Origin of the sequence: Sphingobacterium spiritivorum (genome assembly GCF_016724845.1) — a bacterium.
GTDB classification, from domain to species: Bacteria; Bacteroidota; Bacteroidia; order Sphingobacteriales; family Sphingobacteriaceae; genus Sphingobacterium; species Sphingobacterium spiritivorum_A.
Window position 1 is genome coordinate 2,119,868 of the sequence record NZ_CP068082.1, and the last position, 22,559, is coordinate 2,142,426.

The window sequence follows — 22,559 nt, forward strand, 5'->3', positions numbered from 1 at the left end:
AATCACCGGCTTTTTTTTATTCATTTTAAGAAAGAAACAATTTCTTGTCGGTATCAGGGATCAGCTTTAATGCCAAAGCCTTATCAAACATATAGGCAATGGCCTTTCTGCCCTCATTCCCCAGGTCTCTGGAATACGAATTGACATACAGCTCAATATGCTTGTACATCACTTCTTCACTCATTTCTTGTGCATGCGAACGGATAAAGTCCAGTCCGGACTTTGGATTTTCAAAAGCAAAGGCTACACTCCTCTTTAACACACGGTTAAGCTTTTGTTTCACCTCATCTTCCAACCCTCTCCTGACCACAATACCGCCTAACGGAATGGGGTATCCGGTCGTCTTTTCCCAAAAATCACCCAGATCGACTACTTTATGAAGTCCCTTATCTGCATATGTGAATCTATTCTCGTGGATAATCAAGCCCAGATCAATGTCTCCGTCAATCAAAGCCTGTTCAATACCCGAGAAAACGACTTCCTGTTTATTTTGCAATTGCGGAAAAGCCAGGCCTAAGAGAAAATTTGCGGTGGTGTACTTTCCCGGAATCCCTATTCTCAAATCTGCCAGATCAGCACTCAACGTACCTTTATTATCCAGAGATTCTTTCAGTCGCCCTGCCAATTTTTCATCTTTTGTGATCAGCAAGGGGCCAACACCAAATCCGAGGGCACTTCCGGCATCCAGTAATTCATAGTCCTCTACTGCATAGGCGAAGGCATGATAACTCAGCTTGGTTACATCCAGTTCCTGTTGAAAAGCTTTTTGATTAAGGGTTTCCACATCCTGGTATTCTACGTCAAAACTCAACCCTTCTGTATCTATCTTATTGTGAATGAGCGCATCGAAGATAAACGTATCATTAGGGCATGGAGAAAAACCTAATGTTAATTTCATTATCCAAATATTTTTAATGTATAAATCAATATGACTGTCCCTGCAAATGTAACCAACATAATACCTCTGGCCGTCTGCTCTTTGTCATTTCTATAAAAGTAACGGAGCATAACCAGATTGACCAATCCGGCTATGAAATACATTATCGCAGGCTTATTGGCAGACAACATGGTCTCCAGACTGGTATAGGTTGTCAAGAGATAGGCGATCACCGGAGCAATTATGCCTAATGCTATCCCGATCAAAAAGTTATTTTTCTGCATGATCCGGATTAAACATCAAAACTCCAAGAATTCAACTCCGGAATAGCATGATGTGCAGTCATGTCATATTGTGTCGGAACGACAGATACATATCCATGATTGAGAGCATGTGCATCTGTGTCTTCTCCGCGGTCTTCCAGCTGAAATTTGCCGGTAAGCCAGAAATAATCCCGGTTGTGCGGATCTACACGTTCATCGAACTCCTCTACCCAACGTGCTCCTGCCTGACGGCAGATCTTAATTCCTTTAATATCGTTTCCTTTCGGAAAATTGACGTTTAATAAGGTATTCTTTGGCAATCCGTTGTTGAGTACCTGTTGAGTTATACTCAATATATAAGGCCTGCAGGGATCAAAGTTAGCATCGTAAGTAAAGTCATCCAGAGAAAATCCGATAGAAGGGATAGATTCTATAGCCCCTTCCACCGCAGCAGACATTGTCCCGGAGTACAGGACATTAATAGAATTATTAAGTCCGTGATTGATGCCTGATACACAGATATCAGGCTTTTTACCTTTGAAAATCTTATTTACGGCCAGTTTTACGCAATCTACCGGAGTACCGGAGCATTTGTACATTTCTACTCCTTCATAAAGGCTTACTTTATCCAGTCGCAAAGGTTTTCCGATAGTGATCGCATGTCCCATTCCCGATTGCGGGCTGTCAGGAGCGACGACGACCACATGTCCCAGTTTTTGCATTTCTTCGATAAGCACCTTTATTCCCGGTGCTGTTATACCGTCATCATTAACCACTAATATGGTTGGCTTCTTTTTTACCATACTGCTAATTTAGAAAGAAAAAAAGAAAGCGCTAGCTAAATTAGCTAACGCTTAACGATCTTATTACAATAACTAAAGGATTACAAACTGTTGAACCAGTTTTCTACTTCTTCCTTCGTTTTTCCAGTTTTCTTTTGAATGCGGCCCAACAGTTCATCGGCTTTTCCTTCTTCGTACAACAAATCATCATCTGTCAAATCTGCATACGACTGTTTAACCTTACCTTTTAATTCGTTCCAACGGCCTTCCCATGTTAATTTACTCATCTTTTTCCTCCTTTGTTTTAGTTTAAAAAATTTTGAGAATGTAATAAGATAACAACCTTAGCCCCCATATTGTTTTTGAAGAATGGCTATTCTTCAGCACTCTTCTTATAATCAGCTCTTTATATTTTATATTTATCTGCCCTTTAATCTTTATTTTTACTTTCATAAATGATTGAAAACCTTTTCGTAGAATTATGTGTCAATCCCGTCTAAAACCGTTAATTTAGAAATTTATTCATCCCTCATTACGATTAAATTTTTTCTAACATGAAAACAATATTTGAATCCAGATACGCCATCGGTCCTCAGGAAAGCAAAACTCTTGACACCGCCGGTCTCAGAAAAAACTTTTTGATAGAAAAGCTCTTTGATGCAGATCAAATTCATTTTGTATATACACACTATGATCGTTATATGGCCGGAGGCGCAATGCCTGTATCCGGAAAAATCAAATTAGATACGATTCCTGAATTATTGAAAGAAGAGTATTTTTTGAGTCGCCGTGAATTGGGTATTATCAATGTCGGCGGAAAAGGTTCGGTAGAGGTTGACGGAACAGTATATGAACTGGATTATAAAGAGGCGCTCTATATAGGAAAAGGAAATAAAGAGATTTTCTTTAGCAGTGAGGATACTCAAAAACCAGCCAAATTCTATATGAATTCCACTCCGGCACACCGTAGTTTTCCAACGAAAAAAGTAACAAAGGAAACAGCCATCAAAAAAGAACTGGGAACATTGGAAACGGCGAATCACCGTACCATTAATCAAATGCTACTGAATACGGTACTGGAAACTTGCCAGCTGCAGATGGGAATGACTGAGCTTCAGCCGGGCTCTGTCTGGAACACGATGCCGGCACATACACACGACCGCCGCATGGAAGTCTATTTTTACTTCGAAGTGCCTCAGGAGCAATCCGTATGTCACTTTATGGGACAACCGGATGAAACAAGACATATCTGGATGCAAAATGATCAGGCCGTAATATCTCCGCCATGGTCCATACACTCAGGAGCTGGAACAAGTAATTATACTTTTATCTGGGGAATGGCCGGTGAAAACCTGGACTATGATGATATGGACAAAGTGGCCATTAACGAATTAAAATAAATAAAGATGAAAAAGACATTCATAGCCGCTTTTGTAGCTCTTGCTCTTGCACACTCTTTATCCGCACAGCAAAAAATTGTAGTTAAAAACCCGGGTAATCATTCGCGTCATGAACTGATAAGTATCCCTTATTCCTCGTTCACAAAGCATTTTAAAGTAGATTCCGTATTTACGATTGTCAATGCTGCTGACGGTTCCGAAGTTGCACATCAACTTGAAAAACTGGGACAGTCTTCTCCGCAGAATGTTCTGGTGGAAGTCAGCGTTGGTAAACAACAGGAACTGACTTTAATGGTAAAACCTCAAAAAGGAGCTACTTTTCAGGTACGGACCTATGCAAGGTATGTCCCTGAGCGGAAAGATGATTTTGCCTGGGAAAATGATATTGCGGCATACAGAGCCTATGGCAAAGCATTAGAAGGTACAAGTGAAGATGCACAAGGTTTCGATTTTTGGTCAAAAAGAACATCTGAACTGGTTATTAATGAATGGTACAAAACAGGCGATTATCATGCAGATCATGGCAAAGGTCTGGACTATTATTCAGTAGGTCAGACTTTAGGTGTCGGTGATCTGGCCTTATTTGTCAATGGAAATATAAAGTTTACCAAACATTACCGCAAATTTGAAGTGCTGGACAATGGCCCTATCCGGTCGACATTCAGATTGATATTCGAACCTGAGGAAATTGAAGGAAACACGATTGAACTCTCCAAAACAATATCTATTGATGCAGGGTCTCAGCTCAATAAAATACAGGTAGAGCTGAAAAACAATAAGAAATCTTCTACAGCTGTCGTAATAGGGCTATCCCGCAGAGGTGAAGAAAAACCAGCTTATCAATTTGCAAACAACAGTCTTGCGTATTGGGAACCGACATTAACTGACAAAGGAACTACCGGCACAGCTGTATTGTTCGGAAAAGATAAAATAACGCTAGATACTAAGGATCCTAAACAGTTTCTGGTACACACGACTATTCCCGGAAATAAGAAATTCGTTTACTATAACGGTGCTGCCTGGGATAGAGCCGGAAAAATCACATCTGCACAGAAATGGTTTGATTATGTAAAGAAGCAACAACAAAATATTAGCAAACCGCTAAAGGTTACGCTGAAATAATTGTACTAAAGAAGAGTTATCAGCATACAACTTTTAAAGATAAATATACTATGTCCATAACCCAAATGTTTGACCTGACAGGGAAAACAGCTCTCGTAACGGGCTGTAAAAGAGGTATCGGAAAAGCCATAGCCGAAGCACTTGCTGAGGCCGGAGCAGATATTATAGGTGTATCTGCATCCTTAGAACTGCAGGACTCTGCGGTAGAAAAATCCGTTAAAGCTATCGGAAGAAAATTCAGCGCATATCAGGCAGATTTTTCCGACAGAAAAGACCTGTATGCTTTTATTGAAAAGGTCAAAGCAGAACATCCGCAGATTGATATTCTTTTTAATAATGCCGGTAATATCCTGAGAAAACCTGTTGCAGAACATCCGGACGAATACTGGGATCAGATTATCGAAATCAATCAAAATGCACAATTTATACTGACCCGCGAAATCGGAAAAGAGATGATTGCCAGAGGATCCGGTAAAATTGTATTTACAGCTTCTCTGCTGACATTCCAGGGGGGAATCAATGTTCCGGGATATGCCGCTTCAAAAGGAGCAATAGGCTCTCTTGTAAAAGCTTTCTCCAATGAATGGGCTTCCAAAGGAGTCAATGTGAATGCATTTGCTCCGGGATATATTGCAACGGACAATACGGAAGCACTCCGAGACGATCCTGAAAGATCAAAATCTATATTAGATCGTATTCCTGCAGGAAGATGGGGACAACCGGAAGATTTTAAAGGTCCTGCCGTTTTCTTAGCGTCTCAGGCATCTGACTATGTACACGGTACCATTCTTACCGTAGATGGCGGATGGATGGGAAGATAGTCTCAGAATAAAATAAATGGCTTCCCTTTTCGGAAGCCATTTATTTTACTGTTTGTATCCTACCCATTAGAGCATTTCCTTTTCTTTTTCAGACATCTTTGTAATCATAAACCGCCGGACATCTGCTATCTGAATCTCATCCAGAACATCTACCAGATCCTTTGTCACAGATTCATTTCCGGGCTTGATCAGCACAATCATATCCTGGCCGCCTGTGCCTTGGAAAATCTCCGTTTTTAGCTTTATCAATAGCTCTCTCAGTCCCAGTTTACCATATGAAACCTTTACAGGTCTGCTCTTTGGATGCTGATCAGCACCTTTATAATAGGTGATTTCATTATGATCTCCCAATAAAAGATTGATGGTGCGGTCCTCATTGATCAATACCGGTTCGGTAATGGGTCCCTTATCCGGCATAGCGACAGCCAGATTATTGGGTGTATTCAATGAAGTGGTCAGCATAAAAAAGGTAATCAGTAAAAATGCCAGATCTACCATAGCCGTCAGATCTACTTTAGGCATTGCCCTTGCCCTGATACTTCTTCGTTCCTTTTTTCCGGTGTTTTGTTGTTTAAGACTTAGCTCTGCCATGACCTTGAATTTTAAAAGTTAAATAATGGTTATTTAACTTTAGGATGCTTTACGAACTGCCTTTCCATAAAACAGGAAAACCATATTCTTTCGATGTGGCAATAAAAAAGCCCATCTACGTAGATGGGCTCTGTTTTTCTATTTAGTATAAAGACCTTTTTTGTCAATAAATTCTATAACCTTATCCGGTGTGAAAAATTTAATATCCTTGCCTTCCTGAATGGCCTTTCGTATAAAAGTAGAAGACAATTCCATTAAAGGGGTATCGGTGAGGGTTATAGAAGGATGATCTTTCAGATCGCCGGAATTATATCCTGGCCGTGGGTATACATAGATATGATAATCCCGCAGAATAATATCAATATTCTTCCATTTCTGGAGAGATTCCAGATTATCCTGCCCCATAATAAGGTGAAACTGCTTATCCGGATATTTCTCAGATAAGTGTACAAGTGTATCTATAGTATAAGATGGCACAGGAAGATTAAACTCGATGTTACTGCACCTTAAGTTTTCCGTATCTTCAATAGCCAGATTCACCATCTCCAGTCGATCATAAGGATCCGCCAAAGATGCTTTCTTTTTAAAAGGATTCTGAGGCGATACCACAAACCAAACTTCATCCAGAGCAGTATGATTGGCCATATAATTGGCAATGATCAAATGTCCTACATGTACCGGATTGAAAGATCCAAAGAAAAGCCCAACCTTCTTCATCACTGACTCTTTACTTAATCTTTACCGATAAAATCTAACAGTAATTTTTCTGCTTCAGCACATGCCGTATCCAGATCATAATTTTTGAGGATGACATCAAACCGATCAGCAAAAGACAACTCATGCTCTGCTTTTGCAAAACGCTCTTTTAACTTATCTTCGCTATCAGTGCCACGACCTCTTAACCGATCCTTCAATACTTCCAGAGAAGGTGGTTGTACAAATATAGAAAGTGCCTGGTCCGGAAATTTGGATCGCAGGCGCAAACCGCCGACTACATCTATATCAAAGATAACGTGTTTCCCTTTTTCCCAGATACGCTCTACCTCTGAACGAAGTGTGCCGTAAAATGTACCCGAATAAACTTCTTCAAACTCAATGAATTCCTGTTTTGCGATTTTATGCAAAAATTCTTCTTTCGAAATAAAATAATAATCTTTTCCATCCACTTCCTCTCCACGAGGTTCACGCGTGCTGGCCGAAATCGAAAATTCTATTTTATCCGGATATTTATTTAATAAGTGTCTTACTATGGTTGTTTTTCCTGCTCCTGATGGTGCAGAAAAAATGATTAACTTTCCTTTCATTCGGCTATAAAACGTTTAGCAACTGTTCTTTAATTTTTTCCAACTCCTCTTTCATACGGACCACGATCTGCTGTATCTCCGCATTATTAGCTTTTGATCCTAAAGTATTGATTTCTCTTCCCATCTCCTGAGAGATAAAACCAAGTTTTTTACCATTAGAATCCGGTGCATTCAATGCTTCTAAAAAATAGTTACAATGACTGCGTAAGCGGACTTTCTCTTCCGTGATATCCAGTTTATCGATATAATAAATCAGCTCTTGTTCAAATCTGTTCTTATCGATATTCTCTTTGCCGACTACTTCATCCATATACTGACTAATCCGTTCTCTTATCAACGGAATACGGGAAGTTTCTTTTGCTTCTACTGAAGTCAGATAATCGAGGATAAACTGTACACGCTGCTCCAGATCATTCCGTAATACCACTCCTTCCTTTTCACGGAATATATTAAACTGATTAACGGCTTCTTTAAATGCAGCCATCAATATACCGCCTTCTTCTTCATCAACCGTGTCATCATTATTGGTGACTACTTCGGGCATATCCAAAGCCAAAGCAAACAAGGAAGCCTGTTTATCCCCAAGTTCTAAAGCAATGTCCTGAAGTTGTTCGTAATACTTTTTTAAGAGAGCAGCATTAATATTTGAGGCCTTTGCTGTCTGATCGGTATACTCAACGTTTACCATCACGTTGACTTTCCCTCTTTCAATAAGCTTACCACATTCTCCGCGAAGGGTCAGCTCTTTATCGGAAACCGCCTTAGGAAGACGGATATTAAGCTCTAAGAATTTTGAATTGAGGGATTTTATTTCAACACTATACTTAACCTTTTCATTGTCATGAGTGCCAATACCATACCCGGTCATTGATTTTATCATATGCAAAGGTATGAAAAGTAAAAAATAAAAAGTAAAAAATAAACCTGTGAAAGTGAGCTTTATAGAAGATAATGCATTTATTACCAGTCATGCTTTGCGATTATAACACAGAGATAGCTTTTATAAGTCGCTCCCGAAGGAATCCTGACATATCCAATACCTATATCCTGAAGCGATCCGTTCCATTTATCCATACCTAGCAAATGTTTACGGTGCATAAAACCGGGAGATCCCTTTCCGATGATCAGCGCTCTTATTCCTTCTACAGCAGAAGGATGATTGGCAGCTATAGATTCAAAATTATTTGCTTTAATGTTTTTTAACCAGTCTTTGTTTAAAGTATATCCTCCTTCTGCGATCTGTACATTCACCCCTACACCATCAGGTGTAATGTGGTCAAAATAATCTCTTTTGGCCATATCATAGGCTCTTTCTTCTGCAACTTTAGCTAATTGCTTATTCCAGACCAATGCCTTCCGGGTTACATTTTGTATATCCGATATTCCCAGTTGCTTTCTGTATTTAGAAGGATTACTACGTATATCATTAAGTAATACATACGCATCTTTCGCTTCATCTCTTTCTGTGGTAATACGTTGTGCTTGCGCAGCATGAACAACCAGCGAAAAAATCGCTACAATCAGATATTTCATAGGCATATTTTATAGTGAAGACTGAAGAGTCAGACAAAAGTTTAATCTATAAACGTTACTTATTTGCTTTTATTTCTGACAATCTCTACAACCGGAGGAATAACCGATATAGTTATAATAAGCAAAATAACGAGAGAAAAGTTATGCTGTATAAAGGAAATCTGACCAAAGAAATAACCGGTCAAAAGAAAAAGAGACACCCACAATACTCCCCCAATTATATTATAGGATCCAAAACGGGAATAAGGCATCTTACCAATACCAGCAATGAAAGGAGCAAATGTCCTTACAATTGGTACAAAACGAGCATATATTATAGTTTTAACACCATATTTCTCATAAAATTGTTCTGTCTTTAATAAGTAAGAGGGTTTAAAAATCTTAGAATCAGGTTTGAACAATCGCTTACCAAAGTATTTACCTATTTCATAATTTACAAAATCACCAAGTACAGCCGCAGCTATCAGCAACACAAGCATGATCCATACTGACAACTGACTTTCCTGCTTGGCTAAAATAACTCCTGTTGCAAACAAAACCGAATCTCCGGGTAAGAAAGGAGTTACAACAAGGCCTGTTTCTGCAAAAATAATGACAAATAGTATAACATATGTCCATGCCTGGTAATCATTGACAATATCTACCATATGCCGATCTATATGTCGTATAAAATCAAAAAGCTGTGCAATCAGATCCATAGCAATACGTATAGTACAAAAAAAGGAAGCTTTTAGGCTTCCTTCTTTTTAAATTTTTCTTTTATCACTTCCACTACAGGAGGCAGTATAGAGAATACAATAATACCAAGAATGACATATGTAAAATTTTTCTTTACAAATTCTAACTCTCCAAACTTAAATCCCAGAAATAAGAAACTAGACACCCACACAATCGCTCCGATAATATTATAGGAAGCAAACTTGCGGTATGACATAGATCCTACTCCCGCTACAAAAGGTGCAAATGTCCTTACAATAGGTACAAAACGGGCATATATAATTGTCTTACCTCCGTATTTTTCATAAAATTTTTCAGTCTTGTCAAGATAATCTTTTTTGAGAAAACGGTACTTACCGCTGAAGGCTTTGGGTCCTATATACTTTCCGATATGATAATTCACCATATCACCCAGTATACCGGCGACCATCAGTAAAACCCACATCAGCCAGATATTTAAATCTGTTTCTGGTTTGGCAATGATGGCTCCAGTTGCAAACAGTAAAGAATCCCCCGGTAAAAAAGGAGTAACTACAAAACCTGTCTCTGCAAAAATAATAATGAAAAGAATCAGATAAGTCCACGTTTGATAATCATTGACGATCTCGACCAGATGTTTATCAATATGGAGAATAAAATCAATAAGTGATGATATAACTTCCAAGACGTTCTAATTAACCGGCATTATTCAACATGACAGGCATTACCAACATCAGGATGTCCTCATTGTCATCTTTGATTGCCGGGATCAATAATCCGGCTCTGTTTGGTGTACTCATCTCAATAATTACTTCTTCGCTGCTCAGGTTATTCAACATCTCAACCAAAAATTTAGCATTGAAACCGATCTCCATATCATCTCCTTCAAACTGGCAGCTCAAACGTTCGTGTGCTTCATTTGAAAAATCAAGATCCTCCGCAGAAATGTTAAGCTCACTACCTGAGATACGCAAACGTACCTGATGAGTAGTCTTATTTGCAAAAATGACAACGCGACGCAATGTATTCAGAAACAAAGAGCGGTCTACGGTCAGTTTATTAGGGTTTACCTGAGGAATTACAGCCTCATAATCCGGATAACGCTCATCAATCAGACGACAGATCAGAAAGATATTGCCGAACTGGAAGAATGCATTTGTATTATTATATTCAATAGTCACATTCACATCGTCAGATGGTAAAGACGATTTTAATAAAGAAAGTGCTTTTTTAGGCAAAATAAGAGATGCCGGTTTATCCGTGTAAATATCTGTACGGCGGTAACGCACCAATTTGTGTGCATCTGTAGAAACAAAAGTAGTCGATTGTTCCGCCAGTTGTACCAATACACCGGACATCGCAGGTCTCAACTCATCGTTACTCACCGCAAAGATTGTTTTGTTGATAGCCTCAGCCAAAACAGGTGCAGGAATATTTACGGTAGATGTATTGTCTACTGTCGGAATCTTAGGAAAGTCATCTGCATTTTCACCACTCAGCTTATACTTACCATCTCCCGCACTGATCTCGATAGCTAACGTATTTGTGTCAACAGAAAATGCTACAGGCTGATCAGGTAATGTCTTTAAGGTCTCAATCAAAATCTTAGATGGCATAGCGACACGCCCCTCCTCTTTAGACTCTATCTGTAAAGAAGTCACCATACTTGTTTGCAAATCTGTCGCAGAAATTGTCAGCGTATTATCTTTGATTTCAAACAGGAAATTTTCCAAAATAGGCAGAACAGTACTGCTACTTGAAGCGCCACTGATGGCTTGCAACTGTTTTAATAGAATTGAAGTGGATACTATAAATCTCATTTCCTAATATACTTATTTATACTTGCAATAATACAGAAAAGAATCAATATTCTTTGTATTCACCCGTCGTTAATCACGAATAGTTTTCGACATTTTGTTTTATCATACAGCAGGTGAAACCCTATCCGCAAATATATTTTGTTACATTTGTATGTTGGCTTTGAATTATGCAGTTTAAAGATATTATTGGTCATCAGGAAATTAAAGATCATCTCGTACGCACAGTATTGGAGAACAGGGTGAGTCATGCTCAGTTGTTTCTGGGTCCTGAGGGTTCGGGGAGCCTGGCTCTGGCCCATGCCTATGCCCAATTTATCAATTGCGAAGCCAAACTTGCAGACGACAGTTGCGGTCAGTGTAATTCCTGTCGGAAATATGCCAAAATAATTCATCCCGACCTTCACTTCTCTTTTCCCTTTTTTGCGAAAGGAAAAGAAGAAACTTCTGTAACATATATGGAAGAATGGCGTGCTGCTTTTTTGAAAAATCCATACCTCAGTCTTGAATATTGGAGAGGACAACTCGAAGCAGATAATAAACAAGCGAATATCAATATAGCAGAAGCGCATGATATTATCAAAAAGCTTAGTTTGAAAGCCTTTGAAGCAGAATACAAAATCCTGATCATGTGGCTGCCGGAATACCTGGATACACAGGGTAATGCTCTGCTCAAATTAATAGAGGAACCACCGGAAAAAACCCTTTTTCTACTGGTATCAGAAAATCAGGATCGCATATTAAATACTATTATTTCCCGTACACAGCTTGTCAAGATTCAAAAACTTCCACATCAGGAAATTACAAATTATCTGATAGAAGAACGCGGAATTCAGAAAGAACAGGCCGGAGAAATTGCATTTATTGCAGACGGGAATCTTCAACAGGCGCTCAATCTGCTCTCAGAATCCGGTAATCATCTGGATTTACTGATCCGTTGGCTGCGATTTATTGTCAGCGATGCAGGTCTGCATATGATCAGTATATGTGACGATGAGTTGTCAAAACTGGGGAGAGAGAATCAGAAAAGTTTTCTGTTGTATGCCATAAATATGATGAGGCAGATTATCCTTATCAAGGAAGAATTGCATGATCTGGTGTTCCTTCCGGAGAAGGAATTGGAGTTTGTAAATAAATTTGCGCCTCTTTTTACGGTGAATCAGATCGAAGAAGCTGTATCTTTATTTGAAAAAACACATTATTGTGTAGAACGCAATGCAAATCCTAAAATATTATTTTTAGATTTATCTTTGCAATTAGTTTTATTGTTTAAGTATCAAACGTTCCCAAAAGGGACTCAATATATATAAAGAAAAAATATGGGATGTGGCAGTTGCTCATCCGGTGGAGGTTGTGGAAGCGGAACTGCAGTTGCAGGCGCTACCCCGGCAGGTTGCCAAAGCAATGGCTCTTGCATGACCAGCGGATGTAATAAATTAGATGTATATGACTGGCTTTCCAATATGGATATGCCATCTAACTATAAAGCCTTCGATGTTGTCGAAGTGCGTTTTAAAGGATCTCGCAAAGATTTTTTTATCAATACAGACAATCATTACCTGGAAATGGGAGAAATGGTCGTCGTGGAACCTTCTACAGGTGGCTACGATATTGGCCATGTATCTCTGACAGGTGAGCTGGTCAGGCTGCAGTTGAAAAAAAATAATGTATCTATAGATGCTGTTACAAAAAAGATTTACAGAAAAGCAAACGAGGCGGACGTAAAGAAATTTGAAGCAGCAAAAGATCTGGAATGGGAAACGATGCACAAAGCGAGAAAACTTGCTTTGGATCTTGGGCTTTCCATGAAGATATCCGATGTTGATTATCAGGGAGACAAGACCAAAGCTACCTTCTACTATACAGCAGAGGGTCGTGTGGACTTCCGGGAACTCATCAAAAAAATGGCTGAATCCTTTCGGATACGTATTGAGATGAGACAGATCGGTATGCGTCAGGAAGCAAGTCGTCTGGGCGGAATCGGATCCTGTGGACGGGAACTTTGTTGTTCCACGTGGCTCACAGACTTCAAAACCGTATCTACTTCAGCTGCACGCTATCAAAATCTTTCTCTTAACACGCTTAAATTAGCGGGACAATGCGGCAAACTGAAGTGTTGTCTCAACTATGAGCTGGACAGCTATATGGATGCATTAAAGGATATTCCGAATAATGTAGACCGTATCGAGACAATTATAGGTACCGCATATCTTCAAAAAACAGATATTTTCAAAAAGACAATGTGGTATGCTTATCCGAAAGCGGAAAACTGGATACCGCTGTCTGTAGATAAGGTAAAAGAATTCATCGAAATGAATCGTGAAGGAAGAAAACCGGAAGAACTGGTTAATCCTAACATTCAGGAAGAAGTGGAAAAACCTGTTGTCTACGATTATGAAAATGTAGTAGGTCAGGATAGTCTGACCAGACTTGATGAACGCAGAAAGAAAAAATCCAAAAGCAAAAACCGTAATAAAAACAAACAAACGGTACAGAAAGCGGATGGAGTAGCAGAGGACAAAAAACCTGTAAATAAACAGAATAATAAGCCTCAGCAAGCGAAAGTTCAACAAGCGAAAAAGGAAGATAATACGGAATTCAAATCAGCGAAAGAGCCTCAAAATACGGATGCTCCGAAACCTAAAAAGAGATTCAATAACAGAAATCGTAACAAGGGGAAAAACAATAATAATGGTTCTCAGCCTGCTGAATAGGGGTTAACAAGATGAAAAGATTATTTTACGCTTTTATTCTTTTAAATGTACTGGGATTGGCCGGATGTGATGCCAATACCGTAGTGGATGAGAATACAATCATTACAGACAAAAGCTGGCCATATAATGTTATTCCAAAAGTAAAAGCACATATTACGGACAAAAATGCTAAGTATGATGTATACCTTAATCTGCGTCATAACGGAGATTACAGATACGCTAATATTTTTGTCCGTATTCATGAAACAAATCCCAAAGGTGTCAGTAAAAAGGAAAGAAGAGAACTTAAACTGGCCGAATTAGATGGCAGATGGACGGGTAACAGTGCAGGGAGCTTATATGCACATCAGGCATTGATACATGAAAATTACAGCTTTCCAGATACAGGTATTTACACTTTTGCTATAGAACAAAATATGCGTGAAAACCCATTGAAAGATATCAATGATGTGGGAATAAAAATTGTAAAGAGATAACTATGAATAAATTTAACCAGATTTTAGTCCATCCTAATTTTAGTTATATCTATCTTTTCTTAGTTGTTATTTGTGCTGTTTCATTCTTTGTAATGGATGAAAAACATCCCTTCAAAACCTATATTTTTCCGATAGTAATTATTTTATTCTTGCTACAACGATACCGCAGATACCTGATCCAACGTAATCAAAAGTAATTTGGCTATGCTACTGTTAAGATGGTTTCTATTTCCAATTACCATTATCTACACCAGCATTATATGGCTTAGAAATCGTCTGTACGATTATCAGCTATTGAAAAGCAAAACCTATAATATTCCCCTCATTGTAATCGGAAATCTGGCCATAGGCGGAACGGGTAAAAGCCCGATGACAGAGTTTTTGATACGTCTTTTGAAAGACAAAATTAAGCTGGCTACCCTCAGCAGAGGATATGGCCGTAAGACAAAGGGATTTAGATTCGTTTCTACTCAGTCCACATCAGCAGAGGCCGGAGATGAGCCTTTACAGTTCAAGCGTAAGTTTCCGGAGATAACCATAGCTGTGTGCGAAGATCGATGCTATGGTGTAGAACAATTAAAAGATCAGCATGATCTGATCATTTTGGACGATGCTTTTCAGCATAGAAAATTAAAACCCACATATTCCATCCTCCTGTTTGAATATACTTCACTGTCAGGACAAGCTATTTTACTTCCTACCGGCAATTTCCGAGATATGATGATGGAAAGCCACAGAGCCAATATCATCATCGTAACCAAAACCCCTGAAGACGCAACTGAAGAAGATAAAAATAAGATCATTAGGAAAATTTCACGTCATAATTCCACAGCATCCATATACTTCAGTAAAATCAAATATGATAAATGGATGGATAAGAATGGTTCAGGGTGCTATACCAATTTAAAAGAAACCGATGTACTGCTTATTACAGGCATAGCAAACCCAAATCCGCTGATCAATCATTTACAACCGAATGTGAACAGATTGATTCATATGTCCTATCCCGACCATCATGCTTTTTCAGAAACCGATATCAGTAAGATAGAAGAAATGTACAAAGCTATCACCGGATCAAATAAACTTATTTTGACTACAGAAAAAGACTTCCAGCGCCTGTATGGAACACGTCTGCATCGTTTCCCGTTTTATTATATCCCCATTCAGATAGCATTCGATACATCCGATTATCAAAACATAGAAAGAAGCATTTCTGATCATTTAGGTCTCTGACAGGCCTATACTTTCCTTTATATTCCCGTCTGACACCCACATCTGTTGCTAAGCTTTTATCTCAGCATGTCCTTATATGCAGTCTTATCCACTTCTTATATCTTGTTTTCCCATGGCTAATCCACTATGGTTTTCTGCTTTTTTGAGTAAAATAAGGCATTTGAGAAGGTTTTGTCCCTAAATACAGTGTAATCTGGTTCAGATTACCCCTAAATACAGCGTTTTATTGTAACACAATAATTACAATTTAAAATATTGATTATCAAATATTTACAAATAATGAAAATGTTAAGTAATGTTAAAAAGTAACAAACCTGATACAATCATATACTAAGCTCTGTCAAAAAGCAGTTATTAATGTAAAGAATTTAATAATTGAGTTTTAAACGTATAAATTTTAACAAGATGAAAAAATTAATTTTAACAGGTATCGGATTTTTCTTAGCATTAGGATTAACATTTGCGCAAGCGCAACAAACCCAGTCACCAGAAGATAATGCAAAACAAGTTGTTACTGTATTGACTCAACAACTTACATTGACAGAAGAGCAGCAACCAACTGTATATAATGCAACTCTGGAATATGCAAAAGCAGAACAAGCATTATTAGCAGATAACACAGCATCTAAAGAATCTAAAGCAGAGCAGATCGCAAAACTTCAGGCACAGACTGATGCCAAAATCATTGAGGTATTGACAGATGAGCAAAAGCCACTTTTTGAAAAAATTGTAGCCGAGAGAGCTCCGGTAACAATTCCTGAATCAGCTCCTGTAGAAGTACCTGCAACTGAGCCATCCACTACTGAGCCGGTTGAGCCAGCACAACCAGTAGAACAAACTCAGCCGACTGAACAACCAACTGAGCAACCTGCTCAGCCGGCACAATAATTAGGAAAGCAATAATAGGTTTCATAAATTAGCAATTAAGGGGTCTTGTTGAAAAACAAGGCTCCTTTCTTTTTATAGTAAACGTTCTATTAAGCATAAAACTTACTATATCAATTATATCCACACTTATAATGTAATCAAAGAATATGGTAACAGAATACCCATGACTAAATGTTTATATGAATAAAGAGGTCATAAACAAAAAAGGGAAGCAATTATGTTGCTTCCCTTTTTACGTTCAAAATTTTGATTGTTACGATGCTTTTAACTTCTTCAGGATATCCTGTACATACGTTTTAAACTTCTTGTCTGTTTCTATCAGATCTTCTACTGTCTGGCAGGCATATATCACTGTAGAGTGATCCCGTCCGCCAAAGAAGTTACCGATAGATTTCAAAGAAGATTTAGTATGATTCTTTGCAAGATACATAGAGATCTGACGCGCTTGTACGATTTCACGTTTCCTAACTTTTGATTTCACCATTTCTACCGGAACTTCAAAATACTCACATACCAGTTTCTGTATGTATTCCATTGAAATTTCCTTACTGGTGTTCTTCACAAAGTTTTTCAGCATAGACTTAGCCAGGTTCAGGTCAATCTCCTTTTTGTTAAGGGTAGATTGCGCCAATAATGAAACCATAGCTCCTTCTAATTCACGGACACTGTTATCAATCTGATGCGCCACATACTCTACTACATTCTCTGGCAATTCAATACCATCAGAATACATTTTTTTCTTCAGGATTGCCATCCTTGTCTCCAGATCCGGAACTTGTATATCCGCGGACAATCCCCATTTAAAACGACTTAATAATCGTTCTTCCAATCCTGCCAGATCTTTAGGCGCCTTATCAGAAGTCAGAATAATCTGTTTACCCGACTGATGAAGATGATTAAAGATATGGAAGAAAATGTCCTGGGTCTTCTCCTTACCGGCAAAATTGTGTACATCATCCATGATGATGACATCCATTGCCTGATAAAAATTCACAAAGTCATTGATTGTATTGTTCTTTAATGAATCTACAAACTGCTGACAGAATTTTTCACAGGATACATAGATAACCAACTTATCCGGCAGATTACGCTTGATCTCATTTCCGATGGCCTGGGATAAATGGGTTTTACCTAACCCTACATCTCCGTATAACATCAAAGGATTAAAAGAGGTTCCTCCGGGTTTATTTGCTACTGCAAACCCTGCAGATCTTGCCAGTCTGTTACACTCTCCTTCGATAAAATTATCAAAAGTATAATGCTGATTCAACTGCGGATCGACCTGTAATTTCTTCAATCCCGGAATAACAAACGGATTCTTAATATTCTTATTCAAATTGACCGGCACCGGGATCGATTGACGCTTCCCTTCTGCACCGTTTCCATTGGATGGAATATTGGTTGTATATGGAATATTGGTTGAAGATTTCTCCACCACAATATTATATTCCAACCTTCCCTGTTCTCCCAAAAATTTTTTGACCGTTTTACGTAAGATACCTACATAATGTTCCTCAAGCCACTCGTAAAAAAATAAGCTCGGCACCTGAATAGTTAAAACGTTCTCATCAAGTTTCACCGCTTTCACCGGTTCAAACCAAGTCTTGAAACTTTGCGCAGGTATATTGTCTTTGATAATCTGAAGACAACTATTCCAAACACTTGTGTACGTTTTTTCCATTCTAAAATTGTTAATAACTTGATTTACAATATCTGACCAAAAAATTGTTCATAACTTTCTCTTAAAACGAAGATGGCAAAAAAAATTCAGCTAAAAAATTAAAAAGTAAAAAAATACACAACGTATTAATAAACAATTACTTAAGTCATTTTTTATACGTTTTTTACTAAAATTCACAGGCAAAATTTTAGTTTTCAACATCTGCTATTACGATGGACTCGATACCCCCAATTTAGTAACTTTTATTGAATTTAAAAAATCAATGTGGAAAACTATGTTTTAAAATCGTGGCAAATTTTCTGATAGTTTTATAGGGATAAAGCATAAAAAAGGAGTTGAAAATTTCAACTCCTTTTTTAAATTTTAATACAATATAGTCTATCTATCCGACAAGAGAATCTGTTTTACGTATAGTGGATAATTTTCGGCACTGCTCTGCAATGGCTTCCGCATCATAATGACACAAATTCCAAAGCTCTTTTTGCTCACCGTGCTCTACAATCTGATCCGGAATACCAAGACGAACAACATGAGATTGATAACCATTATCTACCATAAATTCGAGTACTGCAGACCCCATTCCTCCCTGCAAACAACCATCTTCTACAGTGATCACTTTTTTATATTTACGGAAGACCTCGTGTAACAATTCTTTATCCAAAGGCTTGACAAATCGTAAATCGTAATGTGCCGGATAAATACCTTCTTCATTCAATACACGAATGGCTTTTACCGCTTCATTACCTATACTGCCAATGCTTAATATAGCAACCTCTTCTCCGTCCGATACTTTACGGCCTTTTCCTATTTCTATTTCTTTAAATGGTCTTTTCCAATCCGGCATTACCCCTGCACCGCGAGGATAACGGATCACAAATGGTCCTTTATTCTCCAATTGTGCCGTATACATCAGATTACGAAGTTCTTCTTCATTCATAGGAGCAGACACAGTCATATTAGGTATACAACGCATATAAGCTAGATCGTATGCTCCATGATGTGTAGGACCATCTGCACCTGCTACACCTGCGCGATCCAGACAGAATACTACATTCAGGTTTTGTAAGGCCACATCATGAATAACCTGGTCATACGCCCGTTGCATAAATGAAGAGTAGATATTACAAAAAGGAAGTAATCCCTGTGTAGCCAGTCCTGCACTGAATGTAACAGCATGCTGTTCAGCTATTCCCACATCAAAGGCACGGGTAGGCATGGCTTTCATCATGATATTCATAGAAGATCCTGACGGCATAGCGGGAGTAATTCCCATTATTTTTTTATTATTTTCAGCCAGTTCCACTAATGTATGTCCGAATACATCCTGATATTTGGGCGCAACAGGTTTATCAGAAACAGATTTCTTAATCTCCCCTGTGATCTTATCAAAAAGGCCCGGTGCATGCCACAGTGTCTGATCTTTCTCAGCCAAAGCGTAGCCTTTTCCTTTTACTGTAACACAATGTAACAGTTTTGGTCCCGGAATATGTTTAAGATCTTCCAGTGTTTTGGCCAGTTTCTTGACATCATGACCATCTACAGGACCAAAATATCTGAAATTTAAAGATTCAAAAAGGTTTGCATTCTTCAGCAGAGATCCCTTGATTCCCCGTTCAAGCTTCTTAGCTATACCCAGTGCATCCGGTCCAACCTCTGATATTTTGGAAAGTACAGCAGCCAGATCATCTCTGAATCTGTTGTAACGTTTAGACGTCGTTATACTGGTCAGATATTCCTTCATCGCTCCTACATTCGGATCGATGGACATGCAATTATCATTTAGAATAACCAGTAAATTAGATTTCTCTATTCCGGCATGATTCAGCGCTTCAAAGGCTAATCCGGCAGTCAGTGCTCCATCTCCTATTACAGCTACATGCTGTCTGTCTTCTTCTCCTTTATAATGAGAAGCTACAGCCATACCAAGAGCTGCTGATATAGATGTAGAAGAGTGACCTACACCAAATGTATCATACTCACTTTCATTTCGGTTTGGAAAACCCGAAATACCATTTAGTAACCGGTTTGTATCAAAGACATCTCTTCTGCCCGTCAATATCTTATGACCATAGGCCTGATGGCCCACATCCCATATCAATTGATCATAAGGTGTATTTAACACGTAATGAAGGGCAACAGTTAATTCTACCACCCCTAAACTTGCTGCAAAATGCCCTCCGTTCTCGGAGACAATATCAATTATATATTGTCTAAGCTCTTTACATACCTGCAATAAATCTTCTTCCTTTAATTTCTTAAGATCTGAAGGAAAGTTTATTTTTTGCAATAGTTCTCCAGCCTCTACCTGCATAGTTTTTACGATTTCAAAATAAGATACAAAGTAACAATTTTTTATTTACATAAATCATATAACAATTCGTAATTGTTATGGTTTACATAGGTTCTATAATAAACTAATTTATTAATAATTTTTTATAATTATGTATTTTTGAAACTATGATTGCAAGTGAGGGTTACGAAATTAAGTTAGACCAGTTTGAAGGTCCGTTTGATCTGCTGTTGTTTTTTATTGAGCGTGATGAATTGAATATCCATGATATAGCTATCTCTAAAATTACAGATGATTTTCTGGATTATATCCAAAAGATGCAGGCTTTGAATATAGAACTCGCCAGTGAGTTTATATTTGTAGCTTCTACCCTCATGCGTATCAAAGCTAAAATGCTTTTACCTCGTCCTGATCTGGATGAAAATGAAAATGAAATAGATCTTAAAAAGGAACTGGTACAGAAACTGATACTCTATAAACAGTTCAAAAATATTTGTGAAGATTTAAAAGGACTTGAAGAAAACCGTGTCAGGTACCATTTAAGAGGAAATATAGGTTATGATCTGAAAAACACTAACCGACCGGTACAGGAAGGAGAAGAATTATCCTCATTCGATCTTTATAAACTGATGATGGTATATGAACGTATGATGTACCATTATTCTAATCGGGTACAGGAAGTCAAACATACTGTTGTTAAATATCCGTATACCATAGAACAACAAAAAAGAGTAATTAAAGAATTAATAGAAATGAATGAGAAACTGGATTTTAACAGTATCCGAAAGAGTTCAGAAAACAAGGTTCATTTCGTCTATAATTTTTTAGCCATTCTCGAAATGCTGCAGCAACGCTTATTAGAGATTGAGGTAGGATTTGGATACAATAATTTTTGGGTCGAAAAAAAAGATCCGAATTTACCTGATCCGGTAGTACTGGAAATGGAAGAGAATTAAAAAAGCAGCTGTTTCATGTGAAACAGCTGCTTTTTTTCTATAGTAATCAATACTTTACTTTTTAAAAGCATTCCAACCCTGAGCTGTTAAAGGATATACATTTCCGGATTTGGAAATCATTTCATACCCAGCATTTGGCTCTGTAATGTATCCGATAACTGTTATATCAGGCAGATTTCTAAGTTTATCATATGAAGACTGCGGAACTGTAAACAACAATTCATAATCTTCGCCTCCGTTTAGTGCACAAACTGTAGGATCTAAACCAAATTCACGGGCAGTATCATATGTCATCTGATCCAACGGAATTTTGTCTTCATATAATTTACATCCTTTATCAGACTGTTTACAGATATGTATAATCTCAGAAGCCAGACCATCGGATATGTCTATCATAGCATTGGGTTTGATATCCAGACTGTCTAATAATTGAACAATATCCCTACGGGCCTCCGGCTTCAGCTGACGTTCGATGATATAATCTTTACCCTCCAGATCCGGCTGAATATTGGGATTATCTAAAAAGACCTGTTTTTCACGCTCCAAAATCTGTAATCCTACATAGGCAGCTCCAAGATCTCCCGACACACACAGAAGATCACCTTCCTGAGCACCCGAACGATAAGCTATTCTGTCTTCATCTGCGTATCCTATACTCGTTACAGAGATAATTAATCCCTGAGCAGAAGCTGAAGTATCTCCGCCTACAAGATCTACATTGAATTTTTTACAGGCAATTAATGCTCCTTCATAGATCTCTTCAACTGCTTCTAAAGGAAATTTAGATGATAATCCTATTGAAAAAGTGATCTGAGAGGCTATACCATTCATCGCATATATATCACTCAGATTTACCTGTACAGCTTTATACCCCAGGTGTTTAAGCGGAACATAACGCAGATCAAAATGAATTCCTTCTAACAATAAGTCGGTAGAAATAAGTGTTTTCTTATTCGAAAAATCCAATACAGCTGCATCATCCCCTATTCCTTTTATTGTAGACTTTTCGTTCAGTTCCACATGTTTGGTTAAGTGTTCAATTAAACCAAATTCACCCATCTGATCCAGATTTGTTCTTTCTGTATTTTCAAACATTATATAATGTTAAATTAAAA

General features: G+C 38.1%; 24 protein-coding genes. 9 read left to right on the forward strand and 15 right to left on the reverse strand.

From position 1 onward, the window contains the following. Window positions 1-25: 25 nt before the first annotated feature. The 4 genes from I6J03_RS08900 to I6J03_RS08915 all read right to left on the reverse strand — a co-directional run bounded on the left by I6J03_RS08900 (window position 26) and on the right by I6J03_RS08915 (window position 2,209). The gene (locus tag I6J03_RS08900; RefSeq protein WP_003009597.1) at window positions 26-898 is read right to left on the reverse strand and encodes a 1,4-dihydroxy-6-naphthoate synthase; all 873 of its coding nucleotides are present in this window, start codon (window positions 896-898) and stop codon (window positions 26-28) included. Continuing rightward, the gene (locus I6J03_RS08905; protein ID WP_003009599.1) at window positions 898-1,161 is read right to left on the reverse strand and encodes a hypothetical protein; all 264 of its coding nucleotides are present in this window, start codon (window positions 1,159-1,161) and stop codon (window positions 898-900) included. Before I6J03_RS08905 ends, I6J03_RS08900 begins: the two co-directional genes overlap by 1 nt. Window positions 1,162-1,169: 8 nt before the next feature. After that, window positions 1,170-1,943 (reverse strand): 5'/3'-nucleotidase SurE, encoded by a 774-nt coding sequence (gene surE / locus I6J03_RS08910; protein WP_003009602.1) that lies wholly within the window; start codon window positions 1,941-1,943, stop codon window positions 1,170-1,172. An 80-nt stretch (window positions 1,944-2,023) separates the two neighbouring features. Further along, window positions 2,024-2,209 carry a CsbD family protein gene (locus I6J03_RS08915; RefSeq protein ID WP_002998456.1) on the reverse strand — a complete coding sequence of 62 codons (186 nt, stop codon included), beginning with the start codon at window positions 2,207-2,209 and terminating at the stop codon, window positions 2,024-2,026. 267 nt (window positions 2,210-2,476) lie between these two features. Here I6J03_RS08915 and kduI point away from each other — a divergent pair, with 267 nt between their 5' ends. Genes kduI through I6J03_RS08930 form a run of 3 tightly spaced genes read left to right on the forward strand, consistent with a single transcriptional unit; the run spans window position 2,477 to window position 5,265 of the window. Continuing rightward, a complete protein-coding gene (gene kduI / locus I6J03_RS08920; protein WP_003009608.1) occupies window positions 2,477-3,322 on the forward strand; it encodes a 5-dehydro-4-deoxy-D-glucuronate isomerase in 846 nt (281 codons plus the stop codon). Between the two features lie 6 nt (window positions 3,323-3,328). Continuing rightward, entirely contained in the window at window positions 3,329-4,444 is a 1,116-nt protein-coding gene (locus I6J03_RS08925) for a DUF4861 family protein (protein ID WP_003009611.1), read from the forward strand. A gap of 50 nt (window positions 4,445-4,494) precedes the next feature. Next, window positions 4,495-5,265, forward strand: a complete 771-nt coding sequence (locus I6J03_RS08930; protein WP_002998461.1) for an SDR family oxidoreductase — start codon at window positions 4,495-4,497, stop codon at window positions 5,263-5,265. A 66-nt stretch (window positions 5,266-5,331) separates the two neighbouring features. On the opposite strand, the gene I6J03_RS08935 is transcribed toward I6J03_RS08930, so the two are convergent. The 8 genes from I6J03_RS08935 to dnaN all read right to left on the reverse strand — a co-directional run bounded on the left by I6J03_RS08935 (window position 5,332) and on the right by dnaN (window position 11,209). Beyond that, entirely contained in the window at window positions 5,332-5,856 is a 525-nt protein-coding gene (locus tag I6J03_RS08935) for an ExbD/TolR family protein (protein ID WP_003009616.1), read from the reverse strand. 138 nt (window positions 5,857-5,994) lie between these two features. After that, complete coding sequence (gene nadD, locus I6J03_RS08940) at window positions 5,995-6,573, reverse strand: nicotinate (nicotinamide) nucleotide adenylyltransferase (protein ID WP_003009619.1); 579 nt, start codon at window positions 6,571-6,573, stop codon at window positions 5,995-5,997. A 14-nt stretch (window positions 6,574-6,587) separates the two neighbouring features. After that, window positions 6,588-7,160: a guanylate kinase gene (gene gmk, locus I6J03_RS08945; protein WP_115170340.1), complete on the reverse strand. Its 573-nt coding sequence runs from the start codon at window positions 7,158-7,160 to the stop codon at window positions 6,588-6,590. A 4-nt stretch (window positions 7,161-7,164) separates the two neighbouring features. Next, complete coding sequence (locus I6J03_RS08950; RefSeq protein WP_003009625.1) at window positions 7,165-8,040, reverse strand: YicC/YloC family endoribonuclease; 876 nt, start codon at window positions 8,038-8,040, stop codon at window positions 7,165-7,167. 80 nt (window positions 8,041-8,120) lie between these two features. Continuing rightward, entirely contained in the window at window positions 8,121-8,693 is a 573-nt protein-coding gene (locus I6J03_RS08955; RefSeq protein WP_157600527.1) for a CAP domain-containing protein, read from the reverse strand. A gap of 59 nt (window positions 8,694-8,752) precedes the next feature. After that, window positions 8,753-9,391: a DedA family protein gene (locus I6J03_RS08960; RefSeq protein ID WP_003009632.1), complete on the reverse strand. Its 639-nt coding sequence runs from the start codon at window positions 9,389-9,391 to the stop codon at window positions 8,753-8,755. Window positions 9,392-9,423: 32 nt separating this feature from the next. Next, on the reverse strand, window positions 9,424-10,074 hold the full coding sequence (locus I6J03_RS08965; protein WP_003009634.1) for a DedA family protein: 651 nt from the start codon (window positions 10,072-10,074) through the stop codon (window positions 9,424-9,426). Window positions 10,075-10,084: 10 nt separating this feature from the next. Next, entirely contained in the window at window positions 10,085-11,209 is a 1,125-nt protein-coding gene (gene dnaN, locus I6J03_RS08970) for a DNA polymerase III subunit beta (RefSeq protein WP_002998480.1), read from the reverse strand. 167 nt (window positions 11,210-11,376) lie between these two features. On the opposite strand from dnaN, the gene I6J03_RS08975 reads away from it, so the two are divergent. The 5 genes from I6J03_RS08975 (at window position 11,377) to I6J03_RS08995 (ending at window position 16,517) form a co-directional block, all read left to right on the forward strand. Continuing rightward, on the forward strand, window positions 11,377-12,516 hold the full coding sequence (locus I6J03_RS08975; RefSeq protein WP_003009637.1) for a DNA polymerase III subunit: 1,140 nt from the start codon (window positions 11,377-11,379) through the stop codon (window positions 12,514-12,516). A gap of 105 nt (window positions 12,517-12,621) precedes the next feature. Next, window positions 12,622-13,920 (forward strand): PSP1 domain-containing protein, encoded by a 1,299-nt coding sequence (locus tag I6J03_RS08980; protein WP_003009643.1) that lies wholly within the window; start codon window positions 12,622-12,624, stop codon window positions 13,918-13,920. Window positions 13,921-13,931: 11 nt separating this feature from the next. Further along, window positions 13,932-14,396, forward strand: a complete 465-nt coding sequence (locus I6J03_RS08985) for a gliding motility lipoprotein GldH (RefSeq protein ID WP_003009645.1) — start codon at window positions 13,932-13,934, stop codon at window positions 14,394-14,396. A gap of 204 nt (window positions 14,397-14,600) precedes the next feature. After that, window positions 14,601-15,629 carry a tetraacyldisaccharide 4'-kinase gene (gene lpxK, locus I6J03_RS08990; protein WP_003009652.1) on the forward strand — a complete coding sequence of 343 codons (1,029 nt, stop codon included), beginning with the start codon at window positions 14,601-14,603 and terminating at the stop codon, window positions 15,627-15,629. Window positions 15,630-16,034: 405 nt separating this feature from the next. Continuing rightward, window positions 16,035-16,517, forward strand: a complete 483-nt coding sequence (locus tag I6J03_RS08995) for a ribonuclease E domain-containing protein (protein ID WP_201694325.1) — start codon at window positions 16,035-16,037, stop codon at window positions 16,515-16,517. Between the two features lie 253 nt (window positions 16,518-16,770). Here the strand turns inward: I6J03_RS08995 and dnaA are convergent, their stop codons facing one another. After that, window positions 16,771-18,198, reverse strand: coding sequence for a chromosomal replication initiator protein DnaA (gene dnaA, locus I6J03_RS09000; protein ID WP_002998498.1), 1,428 nt, complete (start codon window positions 18,196-18,198; stop codon window positions 16,771-16,773). Between the two features lie 382 nt (window positions 18,199-18,580). Further along, window positions 18,581-20,509 (reverse strand): 1-deoxy-D-xylulose-5-phosphate synthase, encoded by a 1,929-nt coding sequence (dxs, locus tag I6J03_RS09005; RefSeq protein WP_003009658.1) that lies wholly within the window; start codon window positions 20,507-20,509, stop codon window positions 18,581-18,583. 146 nt (window positions 20,510-20,655) lie between these two features. Here dxs and I6J03_RS09010 point away from each other — a divergent pair, with 146 nt between their 5' ends. Next, window positions 20,656-21,444, forward strand: a complete 789-nt coding sequence (locus tag I6J03_RS09010) for a segregation and condensation protein A (RefSeq protein WP_003009661.1) — start codon at window positions 20,656-20,658, stop codon at window positions 21,442-21,444. A 54-nt stretch (window positions 21,445-21,498) separates the two neighbouring features. Here the strand turns inward: I6J03_RS09010 and thiL are convergent, their stop codons facing one another. Then, entirely contained in the window at window positions 21,499-22,539 is a 1,041-nt protein-coding gene (gene thiL, locus I6J03_RS09015) for a thiamine-phosphate kinase (RefSeq protein ID WP_003009664.1), read from the reverse strand. Window positions 22,540-22,559 lie beyond the last annotated feature (20 nt).

Bases quoted from the DNA above. Each gene is read 5' to 3' on its own strand.
- I6J03_RS08900 (WP_003009597.1), bottom strand. From the start codon at position 898: ATGAAATTAACATTAGGTTTTTCTCCATGCCCTAATGATACGTTTATC.
- I6J03_RS08960 (WP_003009632.1), bottom strand. From the start codon at position 9,391: ATGGATCTGATTGCACAGCTTTTTGATTTTATACGACATATAGATCGG.
- surE (WP_003009602.1), bottom strand. From the start codon at position 1,943: ATGGTAAAAAAGAAGCCAACCATATTAGTGGTTAATGATGACGGTATA.
- I6J03_RS08905 (WP_003009599.1), bottom strand. From the start codon at position 1,161: ATGCAGAAAAATAACTTTTTGATCGGGATAGCATTAGGCATAATTGCT.
- dnaN (WP_002998480.1), bottom strand. From the start codon at position 11,209: ATGAGATTTATAGTATCCACTTCAATTCTATTAAAACAGTTGCAAGCC.
- I6J03_RS08930 (WP_002998461.1), top strand. From the start codon at position 4,495: ATGTCCATAACCCAAATGTTTGACCTGACAGGGAAAACAGCTCTCGTA.
- I6J03_RS08935 (WP_003009616.1), bottom strand. From the start codon at position 5,856: ATGGCAGAGCTAAGTCTTAAACAACAAAACACCGGAAAAAAGGAACGA.
- nadD (WP_003009619.1), bottom strand. From the start codon at position 6,573: ATGAAGAAGGTTGGGCTTTTCTTTGGATCTTTCAATCCGGTACATGTA.
- dxs (WP_003009658.1), bottom strand. From the start codon at position 20,509: ATGCAGGTAGAGGCTGGAGAACTATTGCAAAAAATAAACTTTCCTTCA.
- I6J03_RS09010 (WP_003009661.1), top strand. From the start codon at position 20,656: ATGATTGCAAGTGAGGGTTACGAAATTAAGTTAGACCAGTTTGAAGGT.
- thiL (WP_003009664.1), bottom strand. From the start codon at position 22,539: ATGTTTGAAAATACAGAAAGAACAAATCTGGATCAGATGGGTGAATTT.
- gmk (WP_115170340.1), bottom strand. From the start codon at position 7,160: ATGAAAGGAAAGTTAATCATTTTTTCTGCACCATCAGGAGCAGGAAAA.
- I6J03_RS08915 (WP_002998456.1), bottom strand. From the start codon at position 2,209: ATGAGTAAATTAACATGGGAAGGCCGTTGGAACGAATTAAAAGGTAAG.
- kduI (WP_003009608.1), top strand. From the start codon at position 2,477: ATGAAAACAATATTTGAATCCAGATACGCCATCGGTCCTCAGGAAAGC.
- I6J03_RS08995 (WP_201694325.1), top strand. From the start codon at position 16,035: ATGAAAAAATTAATTTTAACAGGTATCGGATTTTTCTTAGCATTAGGA.
- I6J03_RS08975 (WP_003009637.1), top strand. From the start codon at position 11,377: ATGCAGTTTAAAGATATTATTGGTCATCAGGAAATTAAAGATCATCTC.
- I6J03_RS08955 (WP_157600527.1), bottom strand. From the start codon at position 8,693: ATGAAATATCTGATTGTAGCGATTTTTTCGCTGGTTGTTCATGCTGCG.
- I6J03_RS08985 (WP_003009645.1), top strand. From the start codon at position 13,932: ATGAAAAGATTATTTTACGCTTTTATTCTTTTAAATGTACTGGGATTG.
- I6J03_RS08980 (WP_003009643.1), top strand. From the start codon at position 12,622: ATGACCAGCGGATGTAATAAATTAGATGTATATGACTGGCTTTCCAAT.
- lpxK (WP_003009652.1), top strand. From the start codon at position 14,601: ATGCTACTGTTAAGATGGTTTCTATTTCCAATTACCATTATCTACACC.
- I6J03_RS08950 (WP_003009625.1), bottom strand. From the start codon at position 8,040: ATGATAAAATCAATGACCGGGTATGGTATTGGCACTCATGACAATGAA.
- dnaA (WP_002998498.1), bottom strand. From the start codon at position 18,198: ATGGAAAAAACGTACACAAGTGTTTGGAATAGTTGTCTTCAGATTATC.
- I6J03_RS08925 (WP_003009611.1), top strand. From the start codon at position 3,329: ATGAAAAAGACATTCATAGCCGCTTTTGTAGCTCTTGCTCTTGCACAC.